The organism is Sphingomonas sp. PP-F2F-G114-C0414 (genome assembly GCF_003688595.1).
GTDB lineage: Bacteria > Pseudomonadota > Alphaproteobacteria > Sphingomonadales > Sphingomonadaceae > Sphingomonas.
In genome coordinates, this window is the sequence record NZ_RCWT01000010.1 from 64,354 (window position 1) to 90,307 (window position 25,954).

A 25,954-nucleotide genomic window follows, 5' to 3' on the forward strand; every position below is an offset into this window, starting at 1 on the left:
ATGACGCTCGACCGACGCGGCGTGCTGGCGGGGCTCGCCGCGATCGGCCCGGCGACGCACGCGCTGGCGCAAAGCCCGATGGGCCTCGCGCGAGGGCCGGTGAAGCCTACCTGGGAGTCGCTGGTCGATCACTATCGCTACCCCGACTGGTTTCGCGATGCGAAGCTGGGCCTCTGGTCGCATTGGGGGCCGCAGTCGGTGCCCGAACAGGGCGACTGGTACGGCCGGTTCCTCTACATGCAGGGCCATCCGGCCTACGAGCATCACCTCAAGACCTATGGTCACCCGACCAAGACCGGCATGCTGGATATCCTCGACCGCTGGACCGCGGCGCGCTGGGATCCGGACGCACTGATCGACCGGTACAAGCGCGCTGGCGCGAAGTATTTCGTGTCGCTCGCCTGCCATCACGACAATCTCGATTGCTACGAGAGCCGGTATCACGCCTGGAACGCGCTGCGGGTCGGGCCGAAGCGCGACATCGTCGGCACCTGGGCGGGCGCGGCACGGCGGGCGGGACTGAAGTTCGGTGTCTCCAACCATGCCGCGCATAGCTGGCACTGGTACCAGACAGCGTATGGCTTCGACCCCGAAGGCGCGCTCAAGGGGCAGCGCTACGACGCGTTCACACGCCGCGCGAGCGACGGGCGCGGGACATGGTGGGACGGGCTCGATCCACAGCAACTCTACACCGGCGCGCATGCGGTGCTCCCCGCCGGGATCGACACGATCGCCGCGATGAACGCGTGGCACGATGCGCATGACGGGCAATGGGTCGAGACCGGGCCGCCGGGGCATCCGGGCTACGCCGCGAAGTGGCTGTTGCGGCAGGCAGACCTGGTCGAGAAATACCGGCCGGACTTCTGTTATTTCGACGATTACGGCCTGCCGTTCGGTCCGATCGGGCTGCAGGCGGCGGCGGATTACTACAACCGCTCGATCGCCTGGCACGGCAAGATCGACGTGGTCCTGACGGGCAAGATGCTCAAGCCGAACGAGCGGTTCGGTATCGTCCAGGACGTCGAGCGCGGCTTCACCGATCATTTGTGGGACGAGCCGTGGCAGACCGATACCTGCATCGGTGACTGGTTCTACAACGTCGCGCGCCTCAACGACAAAAGCTACAAGACCGCCGAACAGGTCATCCAGCGGCTCGCCGACGTGGTGTCGAAGAACGGCAATCTCCTGCTCTCGATTCCGCAGCCCGGCGACGGCTCGATCGACGGCGAGGAGGAGCGCATCCTCGACGGGATGGCCGCCTGGATGGCGATCAACGACGCGGCGATCTTCGGCTCGCGGCCGTGGCGGATCTATGGCGAAGGGCCGACCAAGACGCAGCCGGGGATGCAGAACGAGGGCAGTGCCGGCCAGTTCACGTCGCGCGACATCCGCTTCACGACCAGCAAGGGCGTGCTTTACGCCATCGTCCTCGGCAAACCCGAAGGCTCCGTGTCGATCGCCGCGCTCGGTAGCGGTCGGTTGAAGGGGGCGGCGATCGAGCGCGTGACTTTGCTCGGCGGCGGGACGTGCGCGCACCGCCAGGATCGCGGCGGGCTCCACGTCGACCTGACGCGCGGTCGCAGCCCGTTCGTGCCGGTCCTGCGGATCGACGGTCACGGGCTTACCGGACTGGCTTAGTTGAGCAACTGAATGCGCTACCACTACCGTAGCTAGACGACAGAAGACGGCGGGGGAGTTGGATATGCGGTGGGCACTTATGGCGGCGGTCGCGGTCGTTGCATCGCCGTCGGGCGTCTCGGCCAAACCCGCCGAGCCTCAGCGGACCGTCACCATCGATGTCGCCACGGCGGCGGCACCGGTCGACCGCGCGTTCGACCTGTCGGTCGGATCCGACTTTCCCGGCACGCTGATCCGCAACGACAGCCAGGCGCAGTTGAAGACCGCGGTCGATGAACTCGGCTTCCGCTATATCCGCTTCCACGACCTCTTCCACGATGTGCTCGGCACGGTGCGCAAGGCCGATGGGAGGATCGTCTACGACTGGACCAGGATCGACCAGCTGTACGACGCGCTGCTCGCCAAGCACATCCGCCCGTTCGTCGAGCTCGGCTTCACGCCCAACGCGATGCGGACGTCGGAGCAGACGATCTTTTACTGGAAGGGCAACACGTCGCATCCCGACCCGAAACTGTGGCGCGACCTGATCGACGCCTATGTCCGCCACGTCCGCCAGCGCTATGGCAGCGAAGAAGTGCGGCGCTGGTATTTCGAGGTCTGGAACGAGCCCAATCTCGCGGGCTTCTGGGAGAGGGCGGACCAGCAGGCGTATTTCGATCTCTACGCAAATACCGCGCGGACGATCAAGGCGATCGATCCGGCGTTGCGCGTCGGCGGGCCGTCGACCGCGGGCGCCGCCTGGGTGCCCGAGCTCCTGAAGTTCACCAAGCGGACCAACGTGCCGATCGATTTCGTCACGACGCACACCTACGGCGTCGAAGGCGGCTTTCTCGACGAGGACGGCAAGCAGGATACCAAGCTTTCGCCGTCGCCCGACGCGGTCATCGGCGACGTGCGCAACGTCCGCGCGCAGATCGAGGCATCGGCCTATCCCGGCCTGCCGCTGTTCTTCACCGAGTGGAGCACGAGCTACACGCCGCGCGATTTCGTCCACGACAGCTATATCAGCGCGCCGTACATCCTGACCAAGCTCAAGCAGTCGCAGCGCTATGCGCAGGGCATGAGCTACTGGACGTACAGCGACCTGTTCGAGGAACCGGGGCCACCGCCGACACCGTTTCACGGCGGCTTCGGACTGATGAACCGCGAGGGGATCCGCAAGCCCGCGTGGTTCGCGTATAAATATCTGCATGCGTTGCAGGGTCGGACGATCGCGGTGACCGACGACCATGTGATGGCGGCTGCCGATGGTCGCCGGATCGCCGCGCTGGTCTGGGACTGGCAGCAGCCGGTCCAGTCGGTCAGCAACAAGCCGTTCTACACCCGGCAGTTTCCTGCGACCGCAAGCAAGCCGATCGCCTTCCGCTTCGCGCACGTGCCCCCCGGCACGTATCGGTTGACGGTCCGCAAGACCGGCTATCGGCGCAACGATCCGCTCTCGCTGTACATCGACATGGGGATGCCCAAGGCGCTCGACACCGCGCAGCTCGGTCGTCTCCAACAGGCGACCGCGGATCTGCCCGAGCAGGACAAGGTGGTGAAGATCGACGCGCGCGGCAGCGCCTTTGTCACAATACCTATGCGCAGCAACGACGTCGCGCTGGTGACGCTGGAGCCGATCGTGGGCAATGCGCGGGCTCGACGATGACCGGTAAATACCGGACCTGTGACTTTTTCCGATGCACGCTCGCAAAGAGCATCATGGCGGGCGCCACCTTCGTGTCATATGCCAGGCGCAGGCTGCGGGCTTCACACTGAATGAGAGGGGCGAACTCCTAGCGCTGGACTGAGACTGAAGGACCGCAACGCGCGCAAGCTTGCTCAGTCGCGCGTTGCGGCGCTGGATGCCAGCATTGCGGGAATGATCTCAGCGCGTCGGGTGCCCGCGCGGTTAGCGGTGGTCTGTCGCAGGTGGCCGTTTCAGCATGCTGCTGATCTACTGGATTGGACGTCTGAGCCTCGATCGGCGGCGAGGTATAGGCTCGGCGACGTGACGGGAGCGAGCACAGCGCAGGAGCGTCCCTTTAGCTTTGCATCGTACAGGGCCCTGTCCGCCTCGAGCAGCAGGGTCGAGAAGTCCGACTGAGCATCCAGTTTTATCGCGATGCCTACGCTCGCACCGACCGTCACCGCGGTTTCGTTCAACAAGAATGACGTGCTGGACAGCGTGTCGATGAGACGCTGTCCGGTTTGACGAGCGGTGGCAGCGTCCGTCTCGTCGGCCAGAATGACAAATTCGTCGCCTCCCATCCGGGCGACGACGTCCGTTGCAGGGGTCACCTGTCTCATCAGGTCGCTGACTTCGACGAGAAGTTGATCGCCGGCCGCGTGGCCGAGCCTGTCGTTGATCGCTTTGAATCCGTCGAGGTCGATGTAGAATAGCGTGGCGCCCGTAGTCGTGCCTGCACGGCGAGCAACGACCTCCTCGAGACCCGCACGGTTCAACAAGCCTGTCAGGGTGTCATGCCGCGCGCGACGTCCGTTCTCGCGCTCGGACCGCATGGTCTGGACCAGCATGGCGTTCAGACGATAGGCGGCATGCGTCATGGCGTAGATGTACATCGGAATCTGAATTGCCGTCGCGAGCATGATCAGTTCGCCGGATATGACCCCGGCGATGGCGCACGGCCCGAGGCTAAGAAGGATCATGGTCGTCACGAGCCGAGGGGCCGCAAAGTTCCGAAATGCCACGCCGCCCGTCATCGCTGCCGCGGAGAGGACGACGAGCGTTGCGGCGAGCCAGTCACCGCTCAGCACGGTAATGAAGCACCCATAGCCTACCGAGGCAGCCCAACATACCGCAGCCAATATGTATAGGTCGATATGCGCGCGGCCTCCACTCTTCGCGGCGCGCGTTCCTTTGATGAGCAGCGGTAGGCGCAATGCCGCCAAGCCGACCTCCAGCGCTGCCCAGAGCAGGAACGCGGGTTTGGGAAGACGGGTAGCCACGATCGAGGAGACCAGAATGGTGTTGAACACCCCGCCCAGAAAGATCGGGAGTGATCCATACAACCCCTGAACGAGTGAAGGGCGGATTTCAGCCGGAACTTCACCAGCACACTCGACCAGCCAGCGCGTGACAGCCCAACGCGGCAGCACGCCATCACCATGCGGCATCAACATCACTCCCTGGGGCTCCCCCCAGGAGCGCATCGCATGGATGCCGTTTTGGGGTTAAATTTCAGTCAATCGACAGGTTAATCGCACCGCTGGCCCCCTGCATCGGTGGAACGGCTGCGATAAGGGACAGCCGAACCGGGCGAACGGCACGTCGCGGCTTATGGCTGGTGCCCCGCGGCATCGGGAAGGGCAACATCGGCGAAATGGTGCCGGATATAGTCCAGCTTGGGATCGATGTAGCGGCGACAGAACGGCCTGCCTGGATCAGTTTGATAGTAGTTTTGGTAGCGTGCTTCAGAGGGTCTGAAACCGATGAACGGAAGAACCAGCGTCCGGGGACCTTTGCCCGGCTCTGTGGCAAACCGCGCGATCGTCCGTGCGGCTATCTCGTGCTGCTCCGCATCAACGACGTAGATCGCACTTCGATACCTTCCGCCGGGAGAGTAGGTCCCGTTCGCCGAATGGGTCCTGAGATGGACTTCGGCGAGCGTCGCCAGGCTTATGGCCGTGGGATCGAAGCTCACGAGCACGCCCTCAGCCCATGTGTCCGAAGGGGCCTCGGATTGGATAAATCCCTGATCCACCTGGTAAACGCCTTTGAGCGCCTGAAACACGCCCTCGGTGCACCAGTGGCACCCGCCACCAAAGCCGATCTTTTCCATTGCCAACCTTCCGCATCCCTCAGCGCCGGCGTTTTCGTGACCCGCGTCGGCGTCTTCAATCCCAGTCAGTCGCCGGCACCGTTCAGCAACACGCGCAGCCGCTCGGCATCGTCTGGCGAAGCGGGGTTGTATATGATCATGCCAAGTTCGGGGCGTCCTTCAACGGCGAATGACGAGAACTCCATCGCGAGTAGTCCCGCATCCGGGTGATGGATGCGCTTCACCCCGTCGCCATGGGCGACCACGTCGTTATCCTCCCACATCGCCGCGAATTTCGGGCTGAGCCGCGACAGTTCGGCGACCAGCTTCGTGACCTCGATGCTGGTGCTGGCGCCCGCGCGTGCGACATCGGCGCGAAACGCACCCACCACGAAGCGGGCGATGCTGTCGAAGTCGGCGTTGCGCGCACGGACATGGTCGCTGCCGAACATCAGCCGCAGGATGTTGCGTCCCTCCCTCGGCAGCTTGGCATAGTCGGTCAGCAGCACCGCGGCCGCTCGGTTCCAGCCCACCACGTCCCACATCGCCGTCTTGATGATCGCCGGGCTCAGCACCATCCCGTCGAGCACGCGCTGGAGCCGCGGGGTGATCCCTTCGACAGGCTGGTAGCGTGCCTCCGGCGGACGCCCGAGACCGAGCATGTAGATGTGCTCGCGCTCCGGTTCGGTGAGCATCAACCCTCTCGCGATGCGATCGAGGACGTCGGCCGATGGCGCACCGCCGCGGCCCTGCTCGAGCCAGGTGTACCAGGTCGGGCTGATGTTCGCGCGGCTCGCCACTTCCTCGCGGCGCAAACCGGGCGTGCGGCGGCGCCCGCCCGCAAACCCGAACGCTGCAGGGTCGAGCCGGGTACGGCGATCCCGCAGATAGGTCCCGAGCGGATTGGGCACATCGCTGGCCATGATCGATCCTGTTGAAGATTATACCACGATAAGCTCACTACTTTAACACGTTGGCGAGGAGTTGAATATGGTTGCCAGGCAACAAGGAGATTTCCCATGCGCGTTTTTGTGACCGGTGCGACCGGTTTTATCGGCTCCCACGTCATCCCCGAGCTCCTCGACCGCGGCCATCACGTGCTCGGGCTCACGCGCTCCGACGCCGGTGCCCAGCAGCTCGAGCGGGCCGGGGTCGAAGTTCATCGTGGCGACCTGGAACGGCCGGAGACGCTGGCCAGCGGCGTGGCAGCGGCCGACGCGGTCATCCACTGCGCGTTCGACCACAATTTCGAGGCCTTCCTCGCGAACACGGCAAAGGACGAACGCAACATCACGGCGATGGGCGATGCGCTGGCGGGGACCGACAAGCCGATCCTGATTACCTCGGGGATCGGCATCGGCACGCCGCGGAACGGCGGTCCTGCGACCGAGGACGTACTCAACCCGCTCCACGCCAATCCGCGCATCGTCACCGAGCTCGCCGCCGCGGCGCTGATCGCCCGACGCATCGACGTACGCACCATTCGGCTGCCACAGGTGCACGACACCACCAAGGCCGGGTTGATCACGCCGCTGATCGCGGAGGCGCGCCGTGCCGGAGCGATGGCGTATCTAGGCGAGGGCACGACGCGCTGGGCTGCCGCGCACGTCAGCGACGTCGCCAAGCTCTACGTTCTGGCTCTCGAACGTGGCGAGCCAGGCGCGAGATACCACGCTTCGGTAGAGGAGGGCGTCGATGCACGCGCTATCGCCGAGGCGATCGGCAAAGGGACCGGACTGCCGGTCCGCTCAGTCGGAAACGACGAGGTCGAGCGTTACTTCGGCTGGATGGCGCCCTTTGCCGCACTCGATATGATCGCATCGAGTAATTGGACGCAGGCGCGGCTGGGATGGAAGCCAACTGGTCCTGACCTGCTGACCGATCTTGCCGCGATGGACTATTCCGTCCCTGTAGCCGCGTGATCGGCTGCCGTTGCATGCCGACTGATGGCAACACCAGCCGGCGTGCAACGGACTTGCCTGCCTCCAACGCAAGTCGAATCGCCTTCGGAGTTCGGCGCGGTATCCGATGTCGCGATTGATCCGCGCCAAAACGAGTTGGGGTCAGGGCGGCGTGATTGTCTGCTACTGGGTCGGCGCCTCTGCCGGGGCCTCGCCTCTCTGCCCTAGTGACGACCGCCAATGCGGGCTTGAAGCCTCGCTCAGAAGTGCGTTGAAGGTTTCCGCCTGACTTTATACTGGCATCGCATCAGGTACTCGGTCGCCTCGCGCTCGGCAACCGCGCCCAGCGGCACGCATCAAGGTAGATCGTCAGGATTTTGAGTTGCAATGAATTATCGCCATTCCTTTCATGCCGGCAATAGTGCCGATGTCGTCAAGCACAGCCTGCTGATCGCTCTCGTGCGGGCCTTGCAGCAAAAACCGGGCGCGCTGACGCTGATCGATACCCATGCCGGCTGCGGGCTGTACGACCTTGGCGGCGAGGATGCCCAGCGCACCGGCGAATCCACGCAGGGCGTGCTACGGGCCTTCGCCGACCCGAACCCCTTGCTCAACGACTACCGCGCCGTCGTGCAGGCGGTGAATGTCGGGGCCGAGCCGCACTTCTACCCCGGCTCGCCGCGGGTTCTGGCGCAGCTTCTGCGCCCGCAGGACTTCCTCATCCTGAACGAAAAACATCCCGAGGACGCCTATACCCTGCGCGGCGTGATGCGCGGTACATCCGCCGCCGTGCATGAGCGCGACGCCTACGAGCTTTGGCTGGCGATGCTGCCGACCCGGACCGCGCGCGGCGTGGTGGTGGTCGACCCGCCGTACGAGCAGCTCGACGAGCGCGACCGTATCACGGCCACGCTCGCCGCCGCTCACCGCAAATGGGCGCACGGCGTGACGGTGATCTGGTATCCGCTGAAAGACCGCGCCACGCATTCGCGGTGGAAGGCGGAGTTACGCAAGCTCGGCATGCCCAAATTGCTGGGGGTGGAGCATTGGTTGTACGATGACGATCAGCCCGGCATCTATAATGGCGCTGGCCTTTTCATCGTCAATCCGCCCTACGCTTTCATGCAGGCGCTGCCGCCTCTGCTGGACGCGCTGCGTGCCGTGCTGGCACCGGAAGGGCATAAGGGCGAGATCACAGCCGCGTGGTTGGAGGATTGAAGCAAAACCCGCGTAGCCCCGTTCGGCGGCTACGCATCGTCTCGCTACTTCGTGGCGATGACCGCGCCGCGAAAACCGATCGCCCGTTCAACGGATCGTAAGGATGAAGGGTTAGCGCCCTCCCGAGGTACAGGAGACGATCATGCCCCTCATGCTGCGCGCATCCCGATTGACGGCCATCACGGTCCTTTACGCGACAGCCGCGGCGGCCGACGTCCCGGAGCCGAGTCCTTCCGTCTATCTCCAGGCATTCAACGAGACCTGCCGCGGCAGCTTTCCAGACTTCGATGCCATTGCGAAAGCGGCCGTCGCGCGCGGGTGGATCGAGCGCGCGGTGCCCTCGGTAGCGATGATCGGCAACAGGCCGATGATGCTCCCCCATGTGTTCAGCAAGGGTGGTATGATGCTGGTCCTCACCCACGACAATTCCGGTGCTTTCACCGCCGTTTGCCAGGTGACGGGCACCGCGGGTACTCGCCTTACCGGCCGTGACATCGCGGCCGCCGTTGGGCCGGGGTTGAACGCTGGCGCTGCAGCCCCTGGACCGGGCGACTACAAGAAGGATGACTTCAGCGTCTGGAATCTGGGCAAAGGCATCACCGTGCAGGCGGGCGTCAGCGTCTATAGGGGTAAGGCGCGGAGCGTCTCGCTTGCGATCCTGCAGGCGGCTTCCGCCGACGTCGGGCCGATCAATGCTCCCCCCGCCAAATCGTCGAACGATATTTCCATGGTGGCCATCGGGCTCCCCTTTGCACCGGAGGCGCCCACACCCGTCGGATCGTCGCACCCGCTGTTCCACGACGTCACGATCGGCGAGATTCAGGGCCTTCCCGCCACCGTAAAGAGCTCGGCGCTGAACTTCATAGCGGCGGCCAAGCGTTCCAGCATCAATGCAGCGCTGCGCGAAACCTTCCGGCAGATGAATCTCCTCGCGCCAGCAGCGGGGCGTAAGCGGCTCGTGGTGTCATGGCTGGGCGACAAGACGCCGTTCCACATCGGCAGCGGCAACACGACGAGCGTGACGCTCCACTACCGCCTGGATCGGGTCGACAACGGGCAGACTTTGTTTGATCGAGAGATCACCACGTCTGCCCGCGGCGGCGGCATGGATGCGTCGATGCGCGACAACGGGATCGTGAGGGCCGCGATTGGAGCGAACTTCGCATCTGCGGCCAATTGCCTGGATCACGCAGCGTTCGGCACGGCGCCCTCGGACTGCGCGCTCACCCCGCAGTACAGCGTTTCGGTCGTGCGCACCGGGCGGTAGTGCAGCGGGATACCGGACTGTCGAATTCAACTACCCGGCAACGCCCTCAATGTGTCCATTGCTTCGATCGACGATACTGTCCGATGGCTGCAGGGAAGGCGCGTTCTACGCGGCTGTTAAAGGCTAGGAAGGTCTTAGGGGCTAAACCGCGCTTCAACGTGGCATAAGGCCATGCATCCGGAGCAGGCAATTTGGCGACATCCCTCTCGATCCGGTTGTTCGCGGTCTTGTTCGCGATCAGTCTGATGTTTTCGGCGGCACTGGCGTACTACGCCACACGCACGATGAGCTTCGCCTTTCCGATCGCACCCGAGGCGATGACGACGTTGGTCATGCGGATCCAGGCTATCCGGGCAGTCGGCCTGGGGCTGGCCTTGTTCCTGATGTTACTGGTGGTCTTGTCGGCGTCGCGCGCTGCTCGCAGTGCGCTGGCTCTGCGCTGGCTTCTTGGAGTCGTGACGAGCATTGCGTTTCTGCGCGGATCAGGGCTGATCCAACCGCTGGCGCAACATGATGCTGCGATCATCGCAACCTCGGCTTTGCAACTCGCGATGGAAGCGTTGGCGATCCTGTTGCTTTACGGGGAGGATGCGACCGATTGGTTCGAAGCGCGCCGCTGACGGTGTTGCGGCAGCGTTGTTCACGGTCGTCGCGGTGCAAATCTGCCACTGCAGGACCGATCATTGTACGACAGTCGCGTTTTAACGGGAGCTACTCGAAAGGCGCCATTCGTTCAGAATTGACGTCACGTACTGGGTGCATAAATAGAACGCCTTAGGAGAAATTTATGCTCTCAACGGTTCGCATCGCCCTTGCCATACTAGCAGTTTCCACCCCCTCGTTGGCAACAGCGGGCGCTGTCACGCAGAATGAAGCTAAGCAGGGAGATGAACAAGTCCAATCGTTCCTCGCAGCGCTGAAGGCGGGTAAAGGTAATGAGGCAGTCATGACGCTGCTGTCTTCGTCCCCGCTTTGGGCGCAGCGACCTGGAACTAGCGAGCAAATGGTCGGACAGATCGACGCGGCCATCAAGGCTTACGGGCCCGTGATCTCATATGAAAAATTATCTTCTACTACCCTTGGCACAATGGCAGTTCGAGAATTTTACTTTGTCCAGCATCGAGATATGGTTACACGATGGGAGTTTGATCTCGTAAAAACCCCAACAGGATGGAGTGTCGGTTACTTTGGATTCACGGATCAGCCTAATGGCTGGTTCCCCCAACAATCTTAGCCCTCGGCATATCGAAAGACCAACTGGTCATCTAGACCGTTTATTGCCCGAAAGCGGAAGGTCGGCTTTCCTCCCATAGTTGCCGATCAGCAGCGTCGACGTCGTTTGGCGCGGGAAATCGAGTATGCAGTCCACATGGTCGAGGTGAGCGCCACGAAGGCCATACCGATCCCCGACGCAACTTGCTCGATAGCGAAGGCGATCAGCGCGATCCCCAGCGCGACTGCAAAATAGACCCAAACCGGAAACATCAGCATCTCCTCGGCAATCTGCATAGAACTATGCCTCCTCTGGTGCGAAGTCTACGTCTGTTTAGCACTCGTGAAGTGCCGAAACCTGCCTGTCCGCTTTCTTTCCCAATCACGACATTCGTGAGCGGATAACCGGGGCTCAAAAATCGGTCTTATCGCAAAGCTGAACCAGCGTTCGGAGTTGGAAAGCTGGGGAAGGGGCGTGAGCGTCCGATTGTGGTATCTGTAGCTGACCTTATTCGCTTTAGGTTTGGCAGTTTGAAGAGGCTTATTACAAATATGCTGGCTTGGCCCGAAGATTATCAGACGCCGTCATTTGTTTAATGCGACGATTTGTACATCCAAATGGCCGGCTAGATGACGTCGACGTCTCGTCCTTTGGTTTCGCGACCCAGCCACGCCACAAGTACGAGAGAAGCGGCCGTCGGTACCAGAACTAGACCCGCTACGGTCGCCAGCGGCGGGACCGCACCTGCAATCGCGAGCCCTTGTGCGCCCAGGCCACCGGCTTTTGAACAGGCCGCGACCCATCCCGTGGCGCGCCCACGAACGCGCGCCGGGAAGCTCTCGGCGACATAGGGCAGCAAGATGGCGATGATCGCGTTGACGCCTACGATCAGCGCGGCGACCGGCAGGACGGGACTGACGGCGCCGGATTGCCGCTCGACCCACAATACACCGACGAGCCCCAGGGCGAGCATCGCGATGGCTGCGACGAGCGCACCCTTGCTGCTCCATCGGCTGTAGAGCAGCGCCGCGACGAAGATCGTGGGGACCGCGATCAGCGACGCCTTGGCGAGCAATCCGCTGGCCACGCCGACGCTATAACCGCGAGCGACGAGATCGGCGGGCAGCCACAGCAATAGGCCGAAATTCGCACAGCCCCAGGCTAGCGCGGCGATGCTGAAGGCGACGAGCGCCCCGGCATTGCGCAAGGTCGGCCGTGCCGCAACGTTCGCCCCATCATTCGACAGCGCGTCCTGTCTCGTCACGCGCCCGCCACCGAAGCGTGCGAGCACTATCTCCGCCTCGTGCGTGCGCCCCTGAACGACCAAGAACCGTGGCGATTCCGGGATCAGCCGCCCAAGAAGGATCAGCAGCAGTCCGGTCGGCAGATTGGCCAGCCACAGGATCCTCCACCCGAAGATCGGTTGGAGGAGCGCCGACAGGCCGCTGGCCGCGAAATAGCCGCCCGCCGCGCCCAGGCCGCCGATGAGCACGAGGCTCCAGCCGCGGTGTCGGTTCGGCATCATCTCCGCGAGCAACGCATAGGTGACCGGCAGCATCCCGCCGGCGGCCGCACCCATCATGAAACACATGGCGATGTTCCAGGCGAGGCTCGGCATCGCGCCGCAGATCGACGTGCCGACGAACATCACCGCAGAGAGCAGGATCGACGCCTTGCGCCCGTATATGTCCGCAACTAAGCCCCACAGGATCGACCCCGCGACGGTCCCCGACAGCGCGGCAAACGGCACCAGCGAGGCGGTGGCACGCGACACGCCATATTCGCTCGTCATGCCCGACAGGGTGAAGCCAAGCGCGGCAGGCTTCATGACGTCGATCACCAGCGCCACGATCAGTGCGCCCATCATGACCCAGTGCGACGCGCGCAACGGTGCATCCTGCAGCCCGGTGACGGTCATATGCGTCAATTGCCGCCGCAACCGCATCGCATCGCCCGGGAGCAACCCATAGGCGGCGAGGCCGGTCCCGCCGACGATCAGCGCCATGCCGGCCAGCATGCCGACGTCCATCGGCATTCCAGCCATCCGGTAGCCCATGCCGCGCGCCATCAGGAACATCGGCAGGTGCAGGGCGACCCCGATCGTCACCGCGATACAGCCGAGCACGAAGGCCCACAGGCCCCGCCTACCGGTCACCATCGTCTGCATTTCCCCCTCGTTTCGCCACCGCGTTCCGCGCTGTGGTCGTTTGCGTAGCGGCTACCGATACGCGCAGGCCTGCCTTGGCATTTTAGATCGTATCGCTACAGATGTTTCCCGCCGGGCACGGGCGCATGCCTTATCCAAACCGATCGAGCATTTCGGTCAGCATGGGCCGGAGACGGGCGATCTCATCGCGATGAACCGATGACAGACCCGCAAGCATCGTTTCGCCCTCGGGCGTCAACCGGAGTAGCGAGCGGCGCTTGTCGCCGTCGGAATTGTAGCGAACGACGAGGTTCGACGCCTCCAGACGGTCGATCAGTCCCGAGGCGCTATGCGGCTTGAGGACGAGCCGAGTCGCGACATAGCCGATCGTGATGTCGTCGACCGGCGCGGCCCGGATCGCGAGCAGCGCCTGATGCTGTTGCGGCGCAAGCCCAGCCGCCGCCGCCGCAGTCTCGCTGAAGGTCGTGAACAGCCGCAACGTATGGCGAAAATCCGCCAATGCCCGATAATCGGCGTCCTTCAATGCGTCCGTATCACTCATCGCCCGTCAGCCCGTGTTGATATATATCGCACTACGATATAATAGTCTGCCTTCCTTGGAGGCGAAAGACTCTCATCATGATCGCAGCGGTACGAGCAATCGAAAACCACCGGCTCGCGGACCATAGCGCCGACCGACGGATGCTGATGCTGGCGGCGATGGCGATCGTCGTCGGGACTGGCGGGGCGCTTGCGGCATGGATGCTCATCAAACTCATCGCGCTCGCGACCAACCTCTTCTGGTTCGGTCGACTTTCCACGCGGTCAGCCGCGATCGTCGACACGCTCGTCGGGCCGTGGATGGTCGCCATTCCCGTTATCGGCGGTCTCATCATCGGCCTGATGGCGCGCTACGGCTCCGACAAGATCCGGGGGCATGGCATACCCGAGGCGATCGAGACGATCCTGTTCGGCGAAAGCCGGATGTCGGCCAAGGTCGCTCTGCTCAAGCCGCTATCCGCCGCGGTATCGATCGGCAGCGGCGGGCCGTTCGGGGCGGAAGGGCCGATCATCATGACCGGCGGGGCGATCGGATCGCTGTTCGCGCAACGCTTCCACATGAGTGCCGCCGAGCGCAAGACACTGCTCGTTGCGGGCGCGGCGGCGGGCATGACCGCGATCTTCGGGACGCCGCTCGCCGCGATCCTGCTGGCCGTCGAGGTGCTGCTGTTCGAATGGAAGCCGCGCAGCTTCGTACCGGTGGTAGTCGCCGTCCTGGTCGCGTTCGCGTGGCGGCCGGTGCTGCTCGACGGCGGCGCGATGTTCCCGTTCGCTGGTACGACCCCGTCCGGCGGCTGGCCGATCGCGCTGGCTGCAGGAGTCGGCCTCGCCACCGGCGTGCTGGCGGCGACGTTGTCGGTCGCGCTGTACGCGGTTGAAGACGCGTTCCACCGCCTGCCGGTGCACTGGATGTGGTGGCCTGCGATCGGCGGGGTCGTCGTCGGACTGGGCGGGCTGGTCGACGCGCATGTCCTGGGCGCCGGCTATCCCAATATCCAGGCGTTGCTCGACGGATCGCTCGCGGTGCGGGTGATCCTTGCACTGCTGGTCGTGAAGGCGATCGTCTGGCTGGTCGCCTTGGGGTCGGGAACGTCCGGCGGTATCCTTGCGCCGCTGTTGATCCTGGGTGGCACCTCGGGCGCGCTGATCGGTCAGGTGCTGCCCGGCGGTTCAGGATTGTGGGCAATGATCGGGATGGCCGGGATCATGAGCGGGGCGATGCGCGCGCCGATCACCGGGGCGCTGTTCGCGGCCGAACTGACGCGGCATTTCGATGCCTTGCCGCTTACCATCGCCGCCGCCGCCGCCGCTTATGCGGCCAGCGTCTTGCTGATGCGGCGATCGATCCTGACCGAGAAGATCGCGCGCCGCGGCCGGCATATCCTGCAGGAGTATAGCGTCGATCCCCTTGATCTGATGCAGGCCGAGCAGTTGATGTCACGCACGCCCGCGACGTTGCCGGGTTCGATGACGACCGCAGACGCGGCAACCTTTTTCGCGGAGCGCGCCGAGCATCGGAGCTATCCGGTCGTCGACGATGCGGGTCGCGTGCTTGGCCTGGTGTCGCGGACCGACGCGTTGCGCTGGCGGACGATGCAACCGGGCACCGACGTGTCGCTGACCGAGACCTTGTCGGACGCTTCGTTGCTCGTCGCGTATCCTGACACGCCGATCGGAGTCGTCGCCGACATGATGGTCGAATCCGGCGTCGGACGCGTGCCGATCATCGCGCGCGATACGCGACAGGTTGTCGGCATCCTCTCGCGTCAGGACTTGCTCAAAGCTCGCCGGACGCAGCGTCAGTCGGAAACCGGACGGGCCGGTTCGCGCTAGGAGCCTGAACTCCGAGTTGCGTGTCTGCGCCGTCGTTTGCACCGCATGCTATCGACGATACCGCAATCGCCTCGCCGATCAGCAGCAGCGCCGGATCATGATCGCTGATCGTCTCGACCAGGAACGCGAGCGCCGATAGCCGGCCGCGCAGGATGCGCTCGGAGGGGAGCGAGACGTTGACCGCGACCATGACCGGCGTATCGGGCGCGCGCCCGGCCGCGATCAGGTTGCGCGCGACTTCGCCGGCGGCGGCGCGGCCCATGTAGACGGCGAGCGTGGCATCGGGCGCGGCGAGCGCGGTCCAGTCGAGATCGAGCGCTTCGCCGGCGCGGGCGTGGGCGGTGACGAAGGTGAGCTTGCGCGCGAGACCGCGCAGCGTCAGCGAGGCGCCGCCCGAGGCTGCGGCGGCGCTGGCGGCGGTAATGCCGGGGCAGATCCGTACCGTGATGCCTTGCGCGGCGAGGTGGTCGAGCTCTTCGGTCGAGCGGCCGAAGATCGACGGGTCGCCGCCCTTGAGCCGGACGACGCGCTTACCGGCGAGCGCTGCGTTGGCGAGCAGGACGTTGATCGAGACCTGATCCTTCGAATGGCGGCCCGATCGCTTGCCGACACTTACCCGCTCGATGCCGTCGGGAATGAGTGCGAGGACGCCCGGTCCGACGAGAGCGTCGTAGAACACGATATCGGCCACCGCGATCAGTCGCTCGGCTTTCCGCGTGAGCAGGTCGGGATCGCCGGGGCCGGCACCGACCAGCCAGACCGAACCGGGCGGGAAATCATGCGACATGGACTGATCCTTGCGTGACGAGGAGTTTGGCGAGGGCAGGGCGGCACGATCCGCAATTGGTGCCGGCTTTCAGTGCAGCCCCGATCGCAGGAACGTCGGCGAGCAGCTGGTCGGCGATCGCGGCGAGGATGGTCTTCAGCCCGACGTCGAAGCACGCGCAGACGATCGGGCCACGGTCGATCTGCACGCCCGGCGCGCGGCCGGCGAGCAGGGTGGGCGCGGCGACGGCCTCGCTTAGTTGCGCGACGAGCCAGTCGCGGGGCGGAAGCGCACCGTCCCGGGTCACGAACAGCACGGCGGCGAGCCTGCCGCCCTCCAATATCGCGATCCGGCGCGAGCCCCGAGCCGCATCGACCGCCTCGATCCGCTGGCCCTTCGGCAGCAGCGCGTCGAGTGCGGCGGCGTCGCCGTTGCCCGCCATGTCCCACGCCGTTCCACCCGGTACCGCGACGCGCGTCGCCCACAGGCAATCGGGGCGCGTCGCCAGTTCACCGCGGACCACGACGAAGCCGCGCCATTCGGTCGCGACGGGCTCGACCCGAACGGGCGTGGATTTGAAGCCCGGCTGACCCGAGACAGGGTCGGCGAGCGGCCGAGGGAGGAGCCCTGCACGGCCACCGGTCGCGGTACGGTCGGTCCAGTGAATCGGCACGAACAGTTCGCCGATCCGCTGCGTCGCGACGACGGTTGCGCGGAAGAGGCTATCGCCCTGCGGCGTCGTCACGCGCGCCAAGCCGCCATCGACGATTCCCAGCCGCACCGCGTCGTCGGGGTGAATCTCGACCAGCGGTTCCTCGCGGTGGCGCGCGAGCTTGGGCGACAGGCCGGTGCGCGTCATCGTGTGCCACTGGTCGCGGTAGCGCCCGGTGTTGAGTGTCATCGGCCATTGCGTAAGCGGGGCGGCAACCGGCTTTTGCGCCACTGGCACGAGGCGGGCACGGCCATCGGGAGTCGAGAACCGGCCGTCCGCGAAGGGTGCGCCGCCCCAACGGAACGGCGTCATCGTGTCATACTCGGCGTTGCCCTTTGCGGCATGGCCAGGAAGCGCGAACAGCCGCGTGCCGCCGTTCTCATAGGCCGACAATCGGCAATGTTCGCGCCAGATCTCGGCCGGGCGATCATAGGAAAACGCGGTCTTCCAGCCCATTCGCCGCCCGACTTCGGCGATGATCCACCAGTCGGGTTTCGCCTCACCCGGCGCGGCCATGAACGCGCGCTGGCGGCTGATCGTGCGGTCGGAATTGGTGACGGTGCCGTCCTTCTCGCCCCATGCCGCGGCAGGCAGGCGGACATGCGCGTGGACCGAAGTGTCGGTCGTCTCGATCACGTCGGAGACGACGACGAACGGGCAGGCGGCCAGCGCCTCGCGCACGCGGCCGGCATCGGGCATCGACACCGCGGGGTTGGTCGCCATCACCCACAGCGCCTTGATCCGGCCGTTGCCGAGTTCGCGGAACAGGTCGACCGCCTTCAGCCCGGGCTTGGTCGCCATGTTCGGCGCAGCCCAGAACCGGCCGACACGGGCGACGTTCTCGGGCGCGAAATCCATGTGCGCGGCGAGGCTCGACGCGAGCCCGCCAACCTCGCGACCGCCCATCGCGTTGGGCTGGCCGGTGATCGAGAAGGGCGCCGCACCCGCCTTGCCGATGCGCCCGGTGACGAGGTGGAGGTTGGTGATCGCGTTGACCTGATCGGTGCCCGACAGCGACTGGTTCACGCCCTGGCTGAACATAGTGACGGTCTTCGGCGTCGCGGCGAACAGTTCGAAGAAGCGCCGGAGGTCCTGCGGCGGAACGTCGCATATGCGCGCCACCGACCACAGGTCGCTGCCCTCGTCGAACTGGTCCCAGAACGCATCGGGCGTCGCGACATGTGCGGCGAGATAGTCGTAGTCGACCACGCCCGCGTCACGGCACCACGCGAGCAAGCCGTTCATCAGCGCGACGTCGGTGCCGGGTCGGATCGCGAGATGGAGGTCGGCCTCGTCCGCGGTCTCGGTCCGGCGCGGGTCGATCACCACCAGCTTCGCGCCCGCGTCGCAGCGCGCGCGGATGCGCTGATAGACGACCGGGTGGCACCACGCGGTGTTCGACCCGACCAGCACGATCAGGTCGGCGGCGTCGAGATCGTCGTAGCTTGCGGGGACGATATCCTCGCCGAACGCGCGCAGGTGGCCCGCGACTGCGCTCGCCATGCACAGCCGCGAATTGGTGTCGATGTTGGCCGAGCCGATGAAGCCCTTCATCAGCTTGTTGGCGACGTAATAGTCCTCGGTGAGCAATTGTCCGGAGACGTAGAAGGCGACGCTGTTGGGGCCGTGCTGTGCGATCGTGTCGCGGAAGCGTTTGGCGACGAGGTCGAGTGCCTTGTCCCAGGATGCGCGACGCTGGCCGATCATTGGGGTGAGCAGGCGGCGTTCGAGTCCGATCGTCTCGCCGAGGTGGGTGCCCTTCGAGCAGAGCTTGCCGGTGTTGGCGGGGTGGTCGGGGTCGCCCTTGATCGTGACGCTGCGTTCGCCAGTCGGCGTCGCGAGGATACCGCAGCCGACACCGCAATACGCGCACGTCGTGCGGATATCCTCCCCGGCACGGGGAGGGGGACCATCCGAAGGATGGTGGAGGGGGGCTTCCACAGGCGTCCCCCTTCGTGGAGGCCCCCCTCCCGCAGGCGGCTTCCCTTGTTGAGGCCCTCCTTCCGCAGGCGTCTCGCTTCGTGGAGGCCCCCCTCCACCGCCTGCGGCGGTCCCCCTCCCCGTGCCGGGGAGGATCATGCTGCGGCTTTCATCGTCGAGGTCCGGCACAGCAACACCCGCCCACCGCTCACCTTCACCGGAATAACCGGCGTACACCCCTTGTCCTCGCCGAGCGCCTCGCCCGTATCCAGCGCGATGCGCCAGTTGTGCAGCGGGCACGCCACCGCGCCGCCATGCACGATCCCTTGCGACAACCGCCCGCCCTTGTGCGGACACCGATCGGCCAGCGCGAACACCTTGCCATCACCGGTGCGGAACACCGCGATGTCGTCGCCCCCGGTGACCTGCACCGTGCGGCTGCCGCGCACCGGGATCTCATCGACCCAGCCGATATCGAGCCATTCGCCGATCATGCCATTTCCCTCGATGCGTCCAGAGGTGTGAAGCGCGCCATCGGCGCATGCTGTTCGCGATGCTCGCCCGCCGCGCGTGCCGCCCACGGATCGTCCTGCGTGAACTGCTGCGAGAACAGGAACCGTGCCGCCAGCGCATCGCGGCCCTCCGCATCGTCGACGATTCGTTCGCGGATATACGCGACGCCGATCCGCTCGATCCACGGCGCGGTCCGCTCCAGATAGCGCGCTTCCTCGCGGTACAACTGGATGAACGCGGCGCAGTACTGCATCGCCTCTTCCTCGGTCGCGACCTTGCACAGGAAGTCGGTGGCGCGGACCTTGATCCCGCCATTGCCGCCGACCGACAGCTCGTAGCCGCTGTCGACGCAGACCACGCCGAAATCCTTGATCGTCGCCTCGGCGCAGTTGCGCGGGCAGCCGCTGACCGCGATCTTGAACTTGTGCGGCATCCAACTGCCCCAGGTCATCCGCTCGACCTTGACCCCGAGCCCGGTCGAATCCTGCGTCCCGAACCGGCACCAGTCCGACCCGACGCATGTCTTCACGGTGCGCAGCGACTTGCCGTACGCATGCCCGCTGACCATCCCGGCGGCGTTGAGATCGGCCCAGACCGCGGGCAGATCTTCCTTCTTGATCCCGAAGATGTCGAGCCGCTGGCCGCCCGTCACCTTGACCATCGGCGCGTCGTATTTCTCGACGACGTCCGCAATCGCGCGCAACTCGCGCGGGTTGGTGAGCCCGCCCCACATCCGCGGCACGACCGAATAGGTGCCGTCCTTCTGGATGTTGGCGTGCAGCCGTTCGTTGACGTAGCGGCTCTGCTGGTCGTCCTTATAGTCCCCCGGTAGAGCGCAGAGCAGATAGTAATTGAGGGCAGGGCGGCACGACGAGCACCCGTCAGGCGTCGACCAGCTCATCTTCTGCATCACTTCGGGGATCGACCGCATACCCTGCGCGACGATCTCGCGGCGGACGTCGTCGTGGCCGAAGCTGGTGCATTTGCACATCGTCTTTACCGAACGTTCTCCCGAATATTCGTCGCCCAAGGTGACCGCGAGCAGCGTCTCGACGAGGCCGGTGCACGATCCGCACGATGCCGACGCCTTGCAGGTCGCGCGGACCGCGTCGAGCGTCGCGTTGCCGGCGCCGATGCACGCCACGACCTTGCCCTTCGTGACGCCGTTGCAGCCGCAGATCTCCGCATCGTCGGAGAGCGCCGCAACGGCCGCCTTAGGGTCCGCCGTGCCTCCTCCCGAGGCGAACGACTGGCCGAAGATCAGCATGTCGCGGATCGGCGCGATGTCTTCGCCGCGCTTGAGCAGGTCGAAATACCAGCCGCCATCGGTCGTGTCGCCGTACAGCACTGCGCCGACGATCCGGTCGTCCTTGACCACGACGCGCTTGTAGATGCCGCGCGACGCATCGCGCAGGACGATGTCCTCGCACGCCCCGCCGCCGGAGAAATCGCCCGCCGAGAACACATCGAGCCCGGCGACCTTCAATTTGGTCGAGGTCACCGATCCGCGATAGCCGCTGTGACTGTCGGTCAATCCATCGGCGAGCGCGCGGCACATGTCCCACAGCGGCGCGACGAGGCCGTAGACGTTGCCGTCATGCTCGACGCATTCGCCGACCGCGAGGATCGACGGGTCGCTGGTGACCATGTGGTCGTCGACCTTGATCCCGCGGCCGATCTCGAGCCCGGCGTCGCGCGCGAGGGCGACGGAGGGGCGGATGCCGACCGCCATGACGACAAGGCTGGCGGGGATCAGCGTGCCGTCTTTCAGCAGCACGCCCTCGACGCGTGTGTCGCCGACGATCTCGGCGGTGTTCGCCTCGGTGAGGATCACCTGGCCGCGCGATTCCAGCGCCGACTTGAGCAGCCAGCCCGCCGCCTCGTCGAGCTGCCGCTCCATCAGCGTCGGCATCAGGTGGATCACCGTGACCTTCATCCCGCGCAAGGTGAGGCCGTGTGCGGCTTCCAGCCCGAGCAGCCCGCCGCCGATGACGACCGCCGCGCCGCCCTTGCCCGCAGCCTCCAGCATGTGATCGACGTCCGCCATGTCGCGGAACGAGATCACGCCGGGGAGGTCCTTGCCGGGGACGGGGATGATGAACGGATCTGAGCCGGTCGCGATCAGCAGCCGGTCGTACGACACCGTCAGCCCCGATCGTGCGGTGACGGTCTTTGCGGCGCGGTCGATCGCCTGCACCGGGTCGCTGGTCACCAGGTCGATCGTGTTGGTCGCGTACCAGGCGTGGTTGTTGATGACGATCTGCTCGAACGTCTTCTCGCCTGCTAGCACCGGCGACAGCATAATGCGGTTGTAGTTCACGTGCGGCTCGGCACCGAAGATCGTCACGCGGTACCGGGTCGGATCGCGCGCGATCAGTTCCTCGACCGCGCGGCAGCCGGCCATGCCGTTGCCGATCACGACGAGGTGCTCGCGCCTCTTCGAAAAGACGGTGTCGGGGAAGGGGGGTTGGTGTTCCATCAGATCATCCAGTCGGGTTGGAGCCGGGGAAGGGAGGGTCATGCGGGGAGCGCGTCGTTGACCGAGCGGTCGCTGGTGCGGCGTGCGTCGAGCGCCGCGTCGAGCAGCGCGCGCTCGTTCGATTTGTGCGTGGCGGAGAAGCGGACGGCGAGCGCGCAGACCGCGGTGCCTGCGACGACGTAGCCGAGCACGATGAGGCATTGCTGCGGGGTGGCCGACGCCTTGTTGAGGAACCCCGCCGCGACCGCGCCGATGTTGCCGCCTGCGCCGATCAGCCCGGCGACACCGCCCAGCGCCTTGCGGTCGATGAACGGCACCAGCGCATAGGTCGCGCCGCACGCCATGTGCGTGAACAGCCCGAACATCGTCATCGCCAGGATCGCGAGCGTGACGCTGCCGGCATGACCGAACAGCACCAGCCCGACGCCTTCGCCGAGCATCAGCGCGAACAACAGCAGCGCGCGGCCGTCGAGGCCCTTCACGAGCGCGATCCGGTCGCTCGCGATCCCGCCGAGCGCACGGGCGAACAGCGCAAGCCCGCCGAAGATCCCGGCGGCCAGCCCTGCGCTCGTCAGCGAAAGCCCGAACCGGTCGACGTAATAACTCGCGGCGATGTTATGGATGAAGATCTCCACCCCGAAGCACGCGCCGTACGTCGCAGCCAGCATCCAGGTCCGGTAATTGGCGGCGGCGCGGCGGAAGATCGCCATCCCGGTCGCCTTGCCGCCGTCGAGTTCGATACCCGCCGCGCGGAGGTCGACGATGTCGCCCTGCGGCGTGTCCTGCGTGTAGCGCGCATAGACGAACGCCATCGCGACCATAGCGACGCCCGGCACGAACATCGCCGCGCGCCAGCCGAACGCGTGCTCGACACCGAGGCCGACGAGCGCCGCGACGACCAGCGGCATCAGGCTCTGCGCCGCACCGCCGCCCGCATTGCCCCAGCCGCCGACGGTCGCGTTGGCGGTGCCGACGACGTTGGGCGCGAACATCACGCTGGTGTGATATTGCGTGATGACGAACGACGCGCCGATCGCGCCGATCGCGAGGCGGAAGAACAGGAACGTCTCGTAGGTCTGCGCGAACGCCAGTCCGAACACAGGAATCGCACCGATAAGAAGCAGCCACGTATAGGTGCGCCGGGGGCCGAACCGGTCGCAGAGCGGCCCGACCACCAGCCGCACCAGGATCGTCACCGCGACCGCGGCGATGTTGATGTTGGCGATCTGGTCTTTGCTCAGCCCGAACTCGGCCTTGATCAGCGGCATCAACGGCGCGGCGGCGAACCACGCGAAGAAGCACACGAAGAACGCGAGCCACGTAACGTGGAACGCGCGCATCTGCGGCGTGGCGGCGCTGAACAGGTCGATCCGTGTGGCCTGAGGCGCGGTGACGTCGATACCCGGTGATGCGAACAACATGGCTGGTCCCCCATCTGCGATGGACAAAGAAAAAGCCGCCCCGACGGCGACCTTGCGGACGCATCGGAGCGGCTTCGTTGCCTATGGACGATCGGTGGATCGTCCTACGCGGTCAGGTCCCGTCGTTGGAACCGGTTTCGCGATGATTTCGTGTCCGACTCCCTTGCCGGACGATGCGAAGATGACCGAAGTGGCCGTATCGCGCAAGCGTCATTTCGCATGTGCAGCAGATTTGGGTTGGGCGGGGCGATTGACCGCTAAAACACCCCTCCCTGAAAGGGAGGGGCAGGGGGTGGGTCGGCTTCCGCAAGTGCGAACCGCAGTGGCTCAAGCTGGCCGACCCACCCCCAACCCCTCCCTTCCAGGGAGGGGCGAAGGCAATGCTTAGGGCAACCCAGCCAGATATCCCTCGATATCGTCCGGATCGAACGCCCGCCGATCGAAAAACGCATCGCGCCCGAGGATCAACCGCCCCTGCGTCGATCCCGCGCCGATGCTGTCCGCGCCGATCGCCCCCTCCAGCTTTGAACTCGCATTGGGCAACGGCGCGCCCGAGCCAGCCAGCGCCGCACGATATACGTCAGGACGGAACACGCCTTGCGCGACGTCCGCCTCCTCAGCCGAGAACGGCGTGCCGTCCCACCGCACCATCTGCGAATACAGCCACGCTGCCTGGCTGCGCCAAGGGAAGTTCGCCGCCTCGCGGTACTGGAACATGAAGTCGGGAACGTGGATCGGCACCGCGTCCTTCACCAGCCGCACCCGGTCGCCGATCGCCCGCGACACCGCGTCGACCGGGGCATCGAGATACTCAGGGCGAGACAGGATCGCCGCATTCTCCTCAAGCGTGTCCGGATCGACGAACTGCGCGGCGGCGGCATGGAGCGCACGGATCAGCCGGTGGACGACGTCGCCGCGCTCGACCAGCGTCTCGGCGCGCATTGCCAGCACCTTCTCGACGCCACGCTGCCAGACCTGCGCCGTCACCAGCGCGATCCGCCCGACCCCGCGATCGACCGCGACGCCGTTCCAGGGCTCGCCGACGCAGATGCCGTCGACCTCGCCCGCCGCCAGTGCATCGGCGGCGAAGGTCGGGCTGGTCGTGACGATCTCGACGTCGGTATCCGGGCGGATGCCGACCGCGGCGAGCCAGTAGCGCAGCATGTAGTTATGGCTCGAATAGCGATGCACCACGCCGAACCGCAGCCGCCGCCCCGTCGCGGCACGCTCGGTTGCGACTGACTTCAGTCGCGCACCCAGCACCACCGGATCGCCGAGCGTATCGCCGTCCATCACCAGCGCGGCGAGCGGCAGCGACAGCGTGATCGCGTTGCCGTTCAACCCCAGCACGAATGGCACCGCCATCGGCACCGCTGGCCGCCCACGCCCCAGCGCCGTCGCGATCGCCAGCGGCGCGACCATGTGGGCGGCATCGGTGTGACCGTACAGCAGCCGATCGCGTACCGTCGCCCAGGTCATGTCGCGGACGAGCTCGATCTCCAGTCCCTCGGCCTCGGCGAACCCACGTTCGCGCACGAGGATCGGCAGCGCCGCATCGACGAGCGGGAGGAAACCGATGCGGACCCGGTCGAGCGCCATCACAAATCTCCCATGAGCGCATCGCTGGTGATGATCGCGTCGGCGATCTCGGCGATCCTGCGGTTGGATCGCATCGCCTGTGCGCGAAGCAGGCCGTACGCGGTCGGCTCGTCGATCCCGCGGCGTTTCATCAGGATCGCCTTGGCGCGGTCGACGGTGGTGCGATCGGCCAGCGCGCTCCGTGCCTCGTGCAACTCCGCCTGCAATCGCGCGAACGCCTGGAACCGGCGGATCGCGAGGTCGATGACCGGCTTGATCCGCTGCTTGGCCAGCCCGTCGACGATATAGGCCGAGACCCCCGCATCGACCGCAGCCGCGGTGGATTCCGCGTCGCTCTGGTCGACGAACATCGCGATCGGGCGGGCCAGTGCGCGCGACACCGCGAAGAACTCCTCGAGCACGTCGCGGCTGGGGTTCTCGAGGTTGATCAACACCACTTCGGGCGCCGCCCTCTCGAGCGCCGCGACCATCCCCAACGTACCGTCGATCACGACGATATCGTCGAGCCCCGCCTCGCGCAGGCCGTCCGAGATGATCGCCGCCCGCGTGTTGCTCGTGTCGATGATCGCGATCCGCATCGGGCGGTCTTATGCTGCACCGATCCTCATGGCGAGGGCACATCGATTTAGGTTGGCACAGTAGGCGAAGAGAGCGAGTACGGCTTGAGACCGATCGCTGCGCCAAACAGCCAAACTGTCATTGAAAAATCTACGCCTCAACGCCTTTCTAAGCTGCTGAAAAATAAAGCCAATCGCCGTTAATATAGGGCGAAAGTTGGAACGCCGCTAATTACCCATAAACGACTGCTTATGGGTCGACGCCCCCGCCCGCGCGGTGATGGTCACTCGAAAGTGAGTGGCTTCAGCGTTGAGCGATTGCGATCAGCGCAAGTGCGTACATCATCGAATGACACCGTCGGCATCGGGACCGGCTTCTTCAGCCTGACATCAATCATGACGTCCTCCGATAGCGAGATTTCGCCCGGAAACGTGGTGGGTCGCGGACA

Annotated in this window: 21 protein-coding genes; 8 read left to right on the forward strand and 13 right to left on the reverse strand. The window is 65.4% G+C overall.

What is annotated here, in order from left to right:
- Both C8J47_RS05465 and C8J47_RS05470 read left to right on the forward strand, forming a co-directional pair.
- On the forward strand, window positions 1-1,638 hold the full coding sequence (locus C8J47_RS05465; protein WP_121884804.1) for an alpha-L-fucosidase: 1,638 nt from the start codon (window positions 1-3) through the stop codon (window positions 1,636-1,638).
- Between the two features lie 64 nt (window positions 1,639-1,702).
- Window positions 1,703-3,286, forward strand: coding sequence for a GH39 family glycosyl hydrolase (locus C8J47_RS05470; protein ID WP_121884805.1), 1,584 nt, complete (start codon window positions 1,703-1,705; stop codon window positions 3,284-3,286).
- A 272-nt stretch (window positions 3,287-3,558) separates the two neighbouring features.
- On the opposite strand, the gene C8J47_RS05475 is transcribed toward C8J47_RS05470, so the two are convergent.
- The 3 genes from C8J47_RS05475 to C8J47_RS05485 form a co-directional block, all read right to left on the reverse strand.
- The gene (locus C8J47_RS05475) at window positions 3,559-4,761 is read right to left on the reverse strand and encodes a diguanylate cyclase (RefSeq protein ID WP_220683341.1); all 1,203 of its coding nucleotides are present in this window, start codon (window positions 4,759-4,761) and stop codon (window positions 3,559-3,561) included.
- Window positions 4,762-4,916: 155 nt separating this feature from the next.
- Window positions 4,917-5,420 (reverse strand): peptide-methionine (S)-S-oxide reductase, encoded by a 504-nt coding sequence (locus C8J47_RS05480; RefSeq protein WP_121884806.1) that lies wholly within the window; start codon window positions 5,418-5,420, stop codon window positions 4,917-4,919.
- 65 nt (window positions 5,421-5,485) lie between these two features.
- Complete coding sequence (locus C8J47_RS05485) at window positions 5,486-6,322, reverse strand: helix-turn-helix transcriptional regulator (protein WP_121884807.1); 837 nt, start codon at window positions 6,320-6,322, stop codon at window positions 5,486-5,488.
- A 96-nt stretch (window positions 6,323-6,418) separates the two neighbouring features.
- Between C8J47_RS05485 and C8J47_RS05490 the strand changes: the two genes are divergently transcribed.
- The 5 genes from C8J47_RS05490 to C8J47_RS18850 all read left to right on the forward strand — a co-directional run bounded on the left by C8J47_RS05490 (window position 6,419) and on the right by C8J47_RS18850 (window position 11,019).
- Window positions 6,419-7,321 (forward strand): SDR family oxidoreductase, encoded by a 903-nt coding sequence (locus C8J47_RS05490; RefSeq protein WP_121884808.1) that lies wholly within the window; start codon window positions 6,419-6,421, stop codon window positions 7,319-7,321.
- A 366-nt stretch (window positions 7,322-7,687) separates the two neighbouring features.
- A complete protein-coding gene (locus C8J47_RS05495) occupies window positions 7,688-8,518 on the forward strand; it encodes a 23S rRNA (adenine(2030)-N(6))-methyltransferase RlmJ (RefSeq protein WP_121884809.1) in 831 nt (276 codons plus the stop codon).
- A gap of 142 nt (window positions 8,519-8,660) precedes the next feature.
- Entirely contained in the window at window positions 8,661-9,785 is a 1,125-nt protein-coding gene (locus tag C8J47_RS05500) for a hypothetical protein (protein ID WP_147454285.1), read from the forward strand.
- A gap of 227 nt (window positions 9,786-10,012) precedes the next feature.
- On the forward strand, window positions 10,013-10,405 hold the full coding sequence (locus C8J47_RS05505; protein WP_259467373.1) for a hypothetical protein: 393 nt from the start codon (window positions 10,013-10,015) through the stop codon (window positions 10,403-10,405).
- 167 nt (window positions 10,406-10,572) lie between these two features.
- The gene (locus C8J47_RS18850) at window positions 10,573-11,019 is read left to right on the forward strand and encodes a hypothetical protein (protein ID WP_147454286.1); all 447 of its coding nucleotides are present in this window, start codon (window positions 10,573-10,575) and stop codon (window positions 11,017-11,019) included.
- Window positions 11,020-11,105: 86 nt separating this feature from the next.
- Here C8J47_RS18850 and C8J47_RS05510 read toward each other — a convergent pair whose 3' ends face one another.
- From C8J47_RS05510 to C8J47_RS05520, 3 genes are all read right to left on the reverse strand, one after another.
- Window positions 11,106-11,294 carry a hypothetical protein gene (locus tag C8J47_RS05510; protein WP_056049842.1) on the reverse strand — a complete coding sequence of 63 codons (189 nt, stop codon included), beginning with the start codon at window positions 11,292-11,294 and terminating at the stop codon, window positions 11,106-11,108.
- A gap of 329 nt (window positions 11,295-11,623) precedes the next feature.
- Window positions 11,624-13,165, reverse strand: coding sequence for an MFS transporter (locus C8J47_RS05515; RefSeq protein WP_121884812.1), 1,542 nt, complete (start codon window positions 13,163-13,165; stop codon window positions 11,624-11,626).
- 130 nt (window positions 13,166-13,295) lie between these two features.
- Window positions 13,296-13,706: a MarR family winged helix-turn-helix transcriptional regulator gene (locus C8J47_RS05520; RefSeq protein WP_121884813.1), complete on the reverse strand. Its 411-nt coding sequence runs from the start codon at window positions 13,704-13,706 to the stop codon at window positions 13,296-13,298.
- Between the two features lie 74 nt (window positions 13,707-13,780).
- Here C8J47_RS05520 and C8J47_RS05525 point away from each other — a divergent pair, with 74 nt between their 5' ends.
- Window positions 13,781-15,538, forward strand: a complete 1,758-nt coding sequence (locus C8J47_RS05525; RefSeq protein WP_404969263.1) for a chloride channel protein — start codon at window positions 13,781-13,783, stop codon at window positions 15,536-15,538.
- Here the strand turns inward: C8J47_RS05525 and cobA are convergent.
- From cobA to C8J47_RS05560, 7 genes are all read right to left on the reverse strand, one after another.
- Window positions 15,483-16,325: a uroporphyrinogen-III C-methyltransferase gene (gene cobA / locus C8J47_RS05530; protein ID WP_121884814.1), complete on the reverse strand. Its 843-nt coding sequence runs from the start codon at window positions 16,323-16,325 to the stop codon at window positions 15,483-15,485. The two genes, C8J47_RS05525 and cobA, sit on opposite strands and share 56 nt — an antisense overlap.
- A complete protein-coding gene (locus C8J47_RS05535) occupies window positions 16,315-18,957 on the reverse strand; it encodes a nitrate reductase (RefSeq protein WP_259467375.1) in 2,643 nt (880 codons plus the stop codon). Before C8J47_RS05535 ends, cobA begins: the two co-directional genes overlap by 11 nt.
- Window positions 18,958-19,091: 134 nt before the next feature.
- Entirely contained in the window at window positions 19,092-19,430 is a 339-nt protein-coding gene (gene nirD, locus C8J47_RS05540) for a nitrite reductase small subunit NirD (RefSeq protein WP_175518279.1), read from the reverse strand.
- Complete coding sequence (gene nirB, locus C8J47_RS05545) at window positions 19,427-21,928, reverse strand: nitrite reductase large subunit NirB (RefSeq protein ID WP_121884815.1); 2,502 nt, start codon at window positions 21,926-21,928, stop codon at window positions 19,427-19,429. The genes nirD and nirB overlap by 4 nt, the downstream gene beginning before the upstream one ends.
- A gap of 38 nt (window positions 21,929-21,966) precedes the next feature.
- Window positions 21,967-23,349, reverse strand: coding sequence for an MFS transporter (locus C8J47_RS05550; RefSeq protein WP_121884816.1), 1,383 nt, complete (start codon window positions 23,347-23,349; stop codon window positions 21,967-21,969).
- Window positions 23,350-23,733: 384 nt separating this feature from the next.
- Window positions 23,734-24,948, reverse strand: a complete 1,215-nt coding sequence (locus C8J47_RS05555; RefSeq protein WP_121884817.1) for a CmpA/NrtA family ABC transporter substrate-binding protein — start codon at window positions 24,946-24,948, stop codon at window positions 23,734-23,736.
- On the reverse strand, window positions 24,948-25,526 hold the full coding sequence (locus C8J47_RS05560; protein ID WP_121884818.1) for an ANTAR domain-containing response regulator: 579 nt from the start codon (window positions 25,524-25,526) through the stop codon (window positions 24,948-24,950). Before C8J47_RS05560 ends, C8J47_RS05555 begins: the two co-directional genes overlap by 1 nt.
- Window positions 25,527-25,954 lie beyond the last annotated feature (428 nt).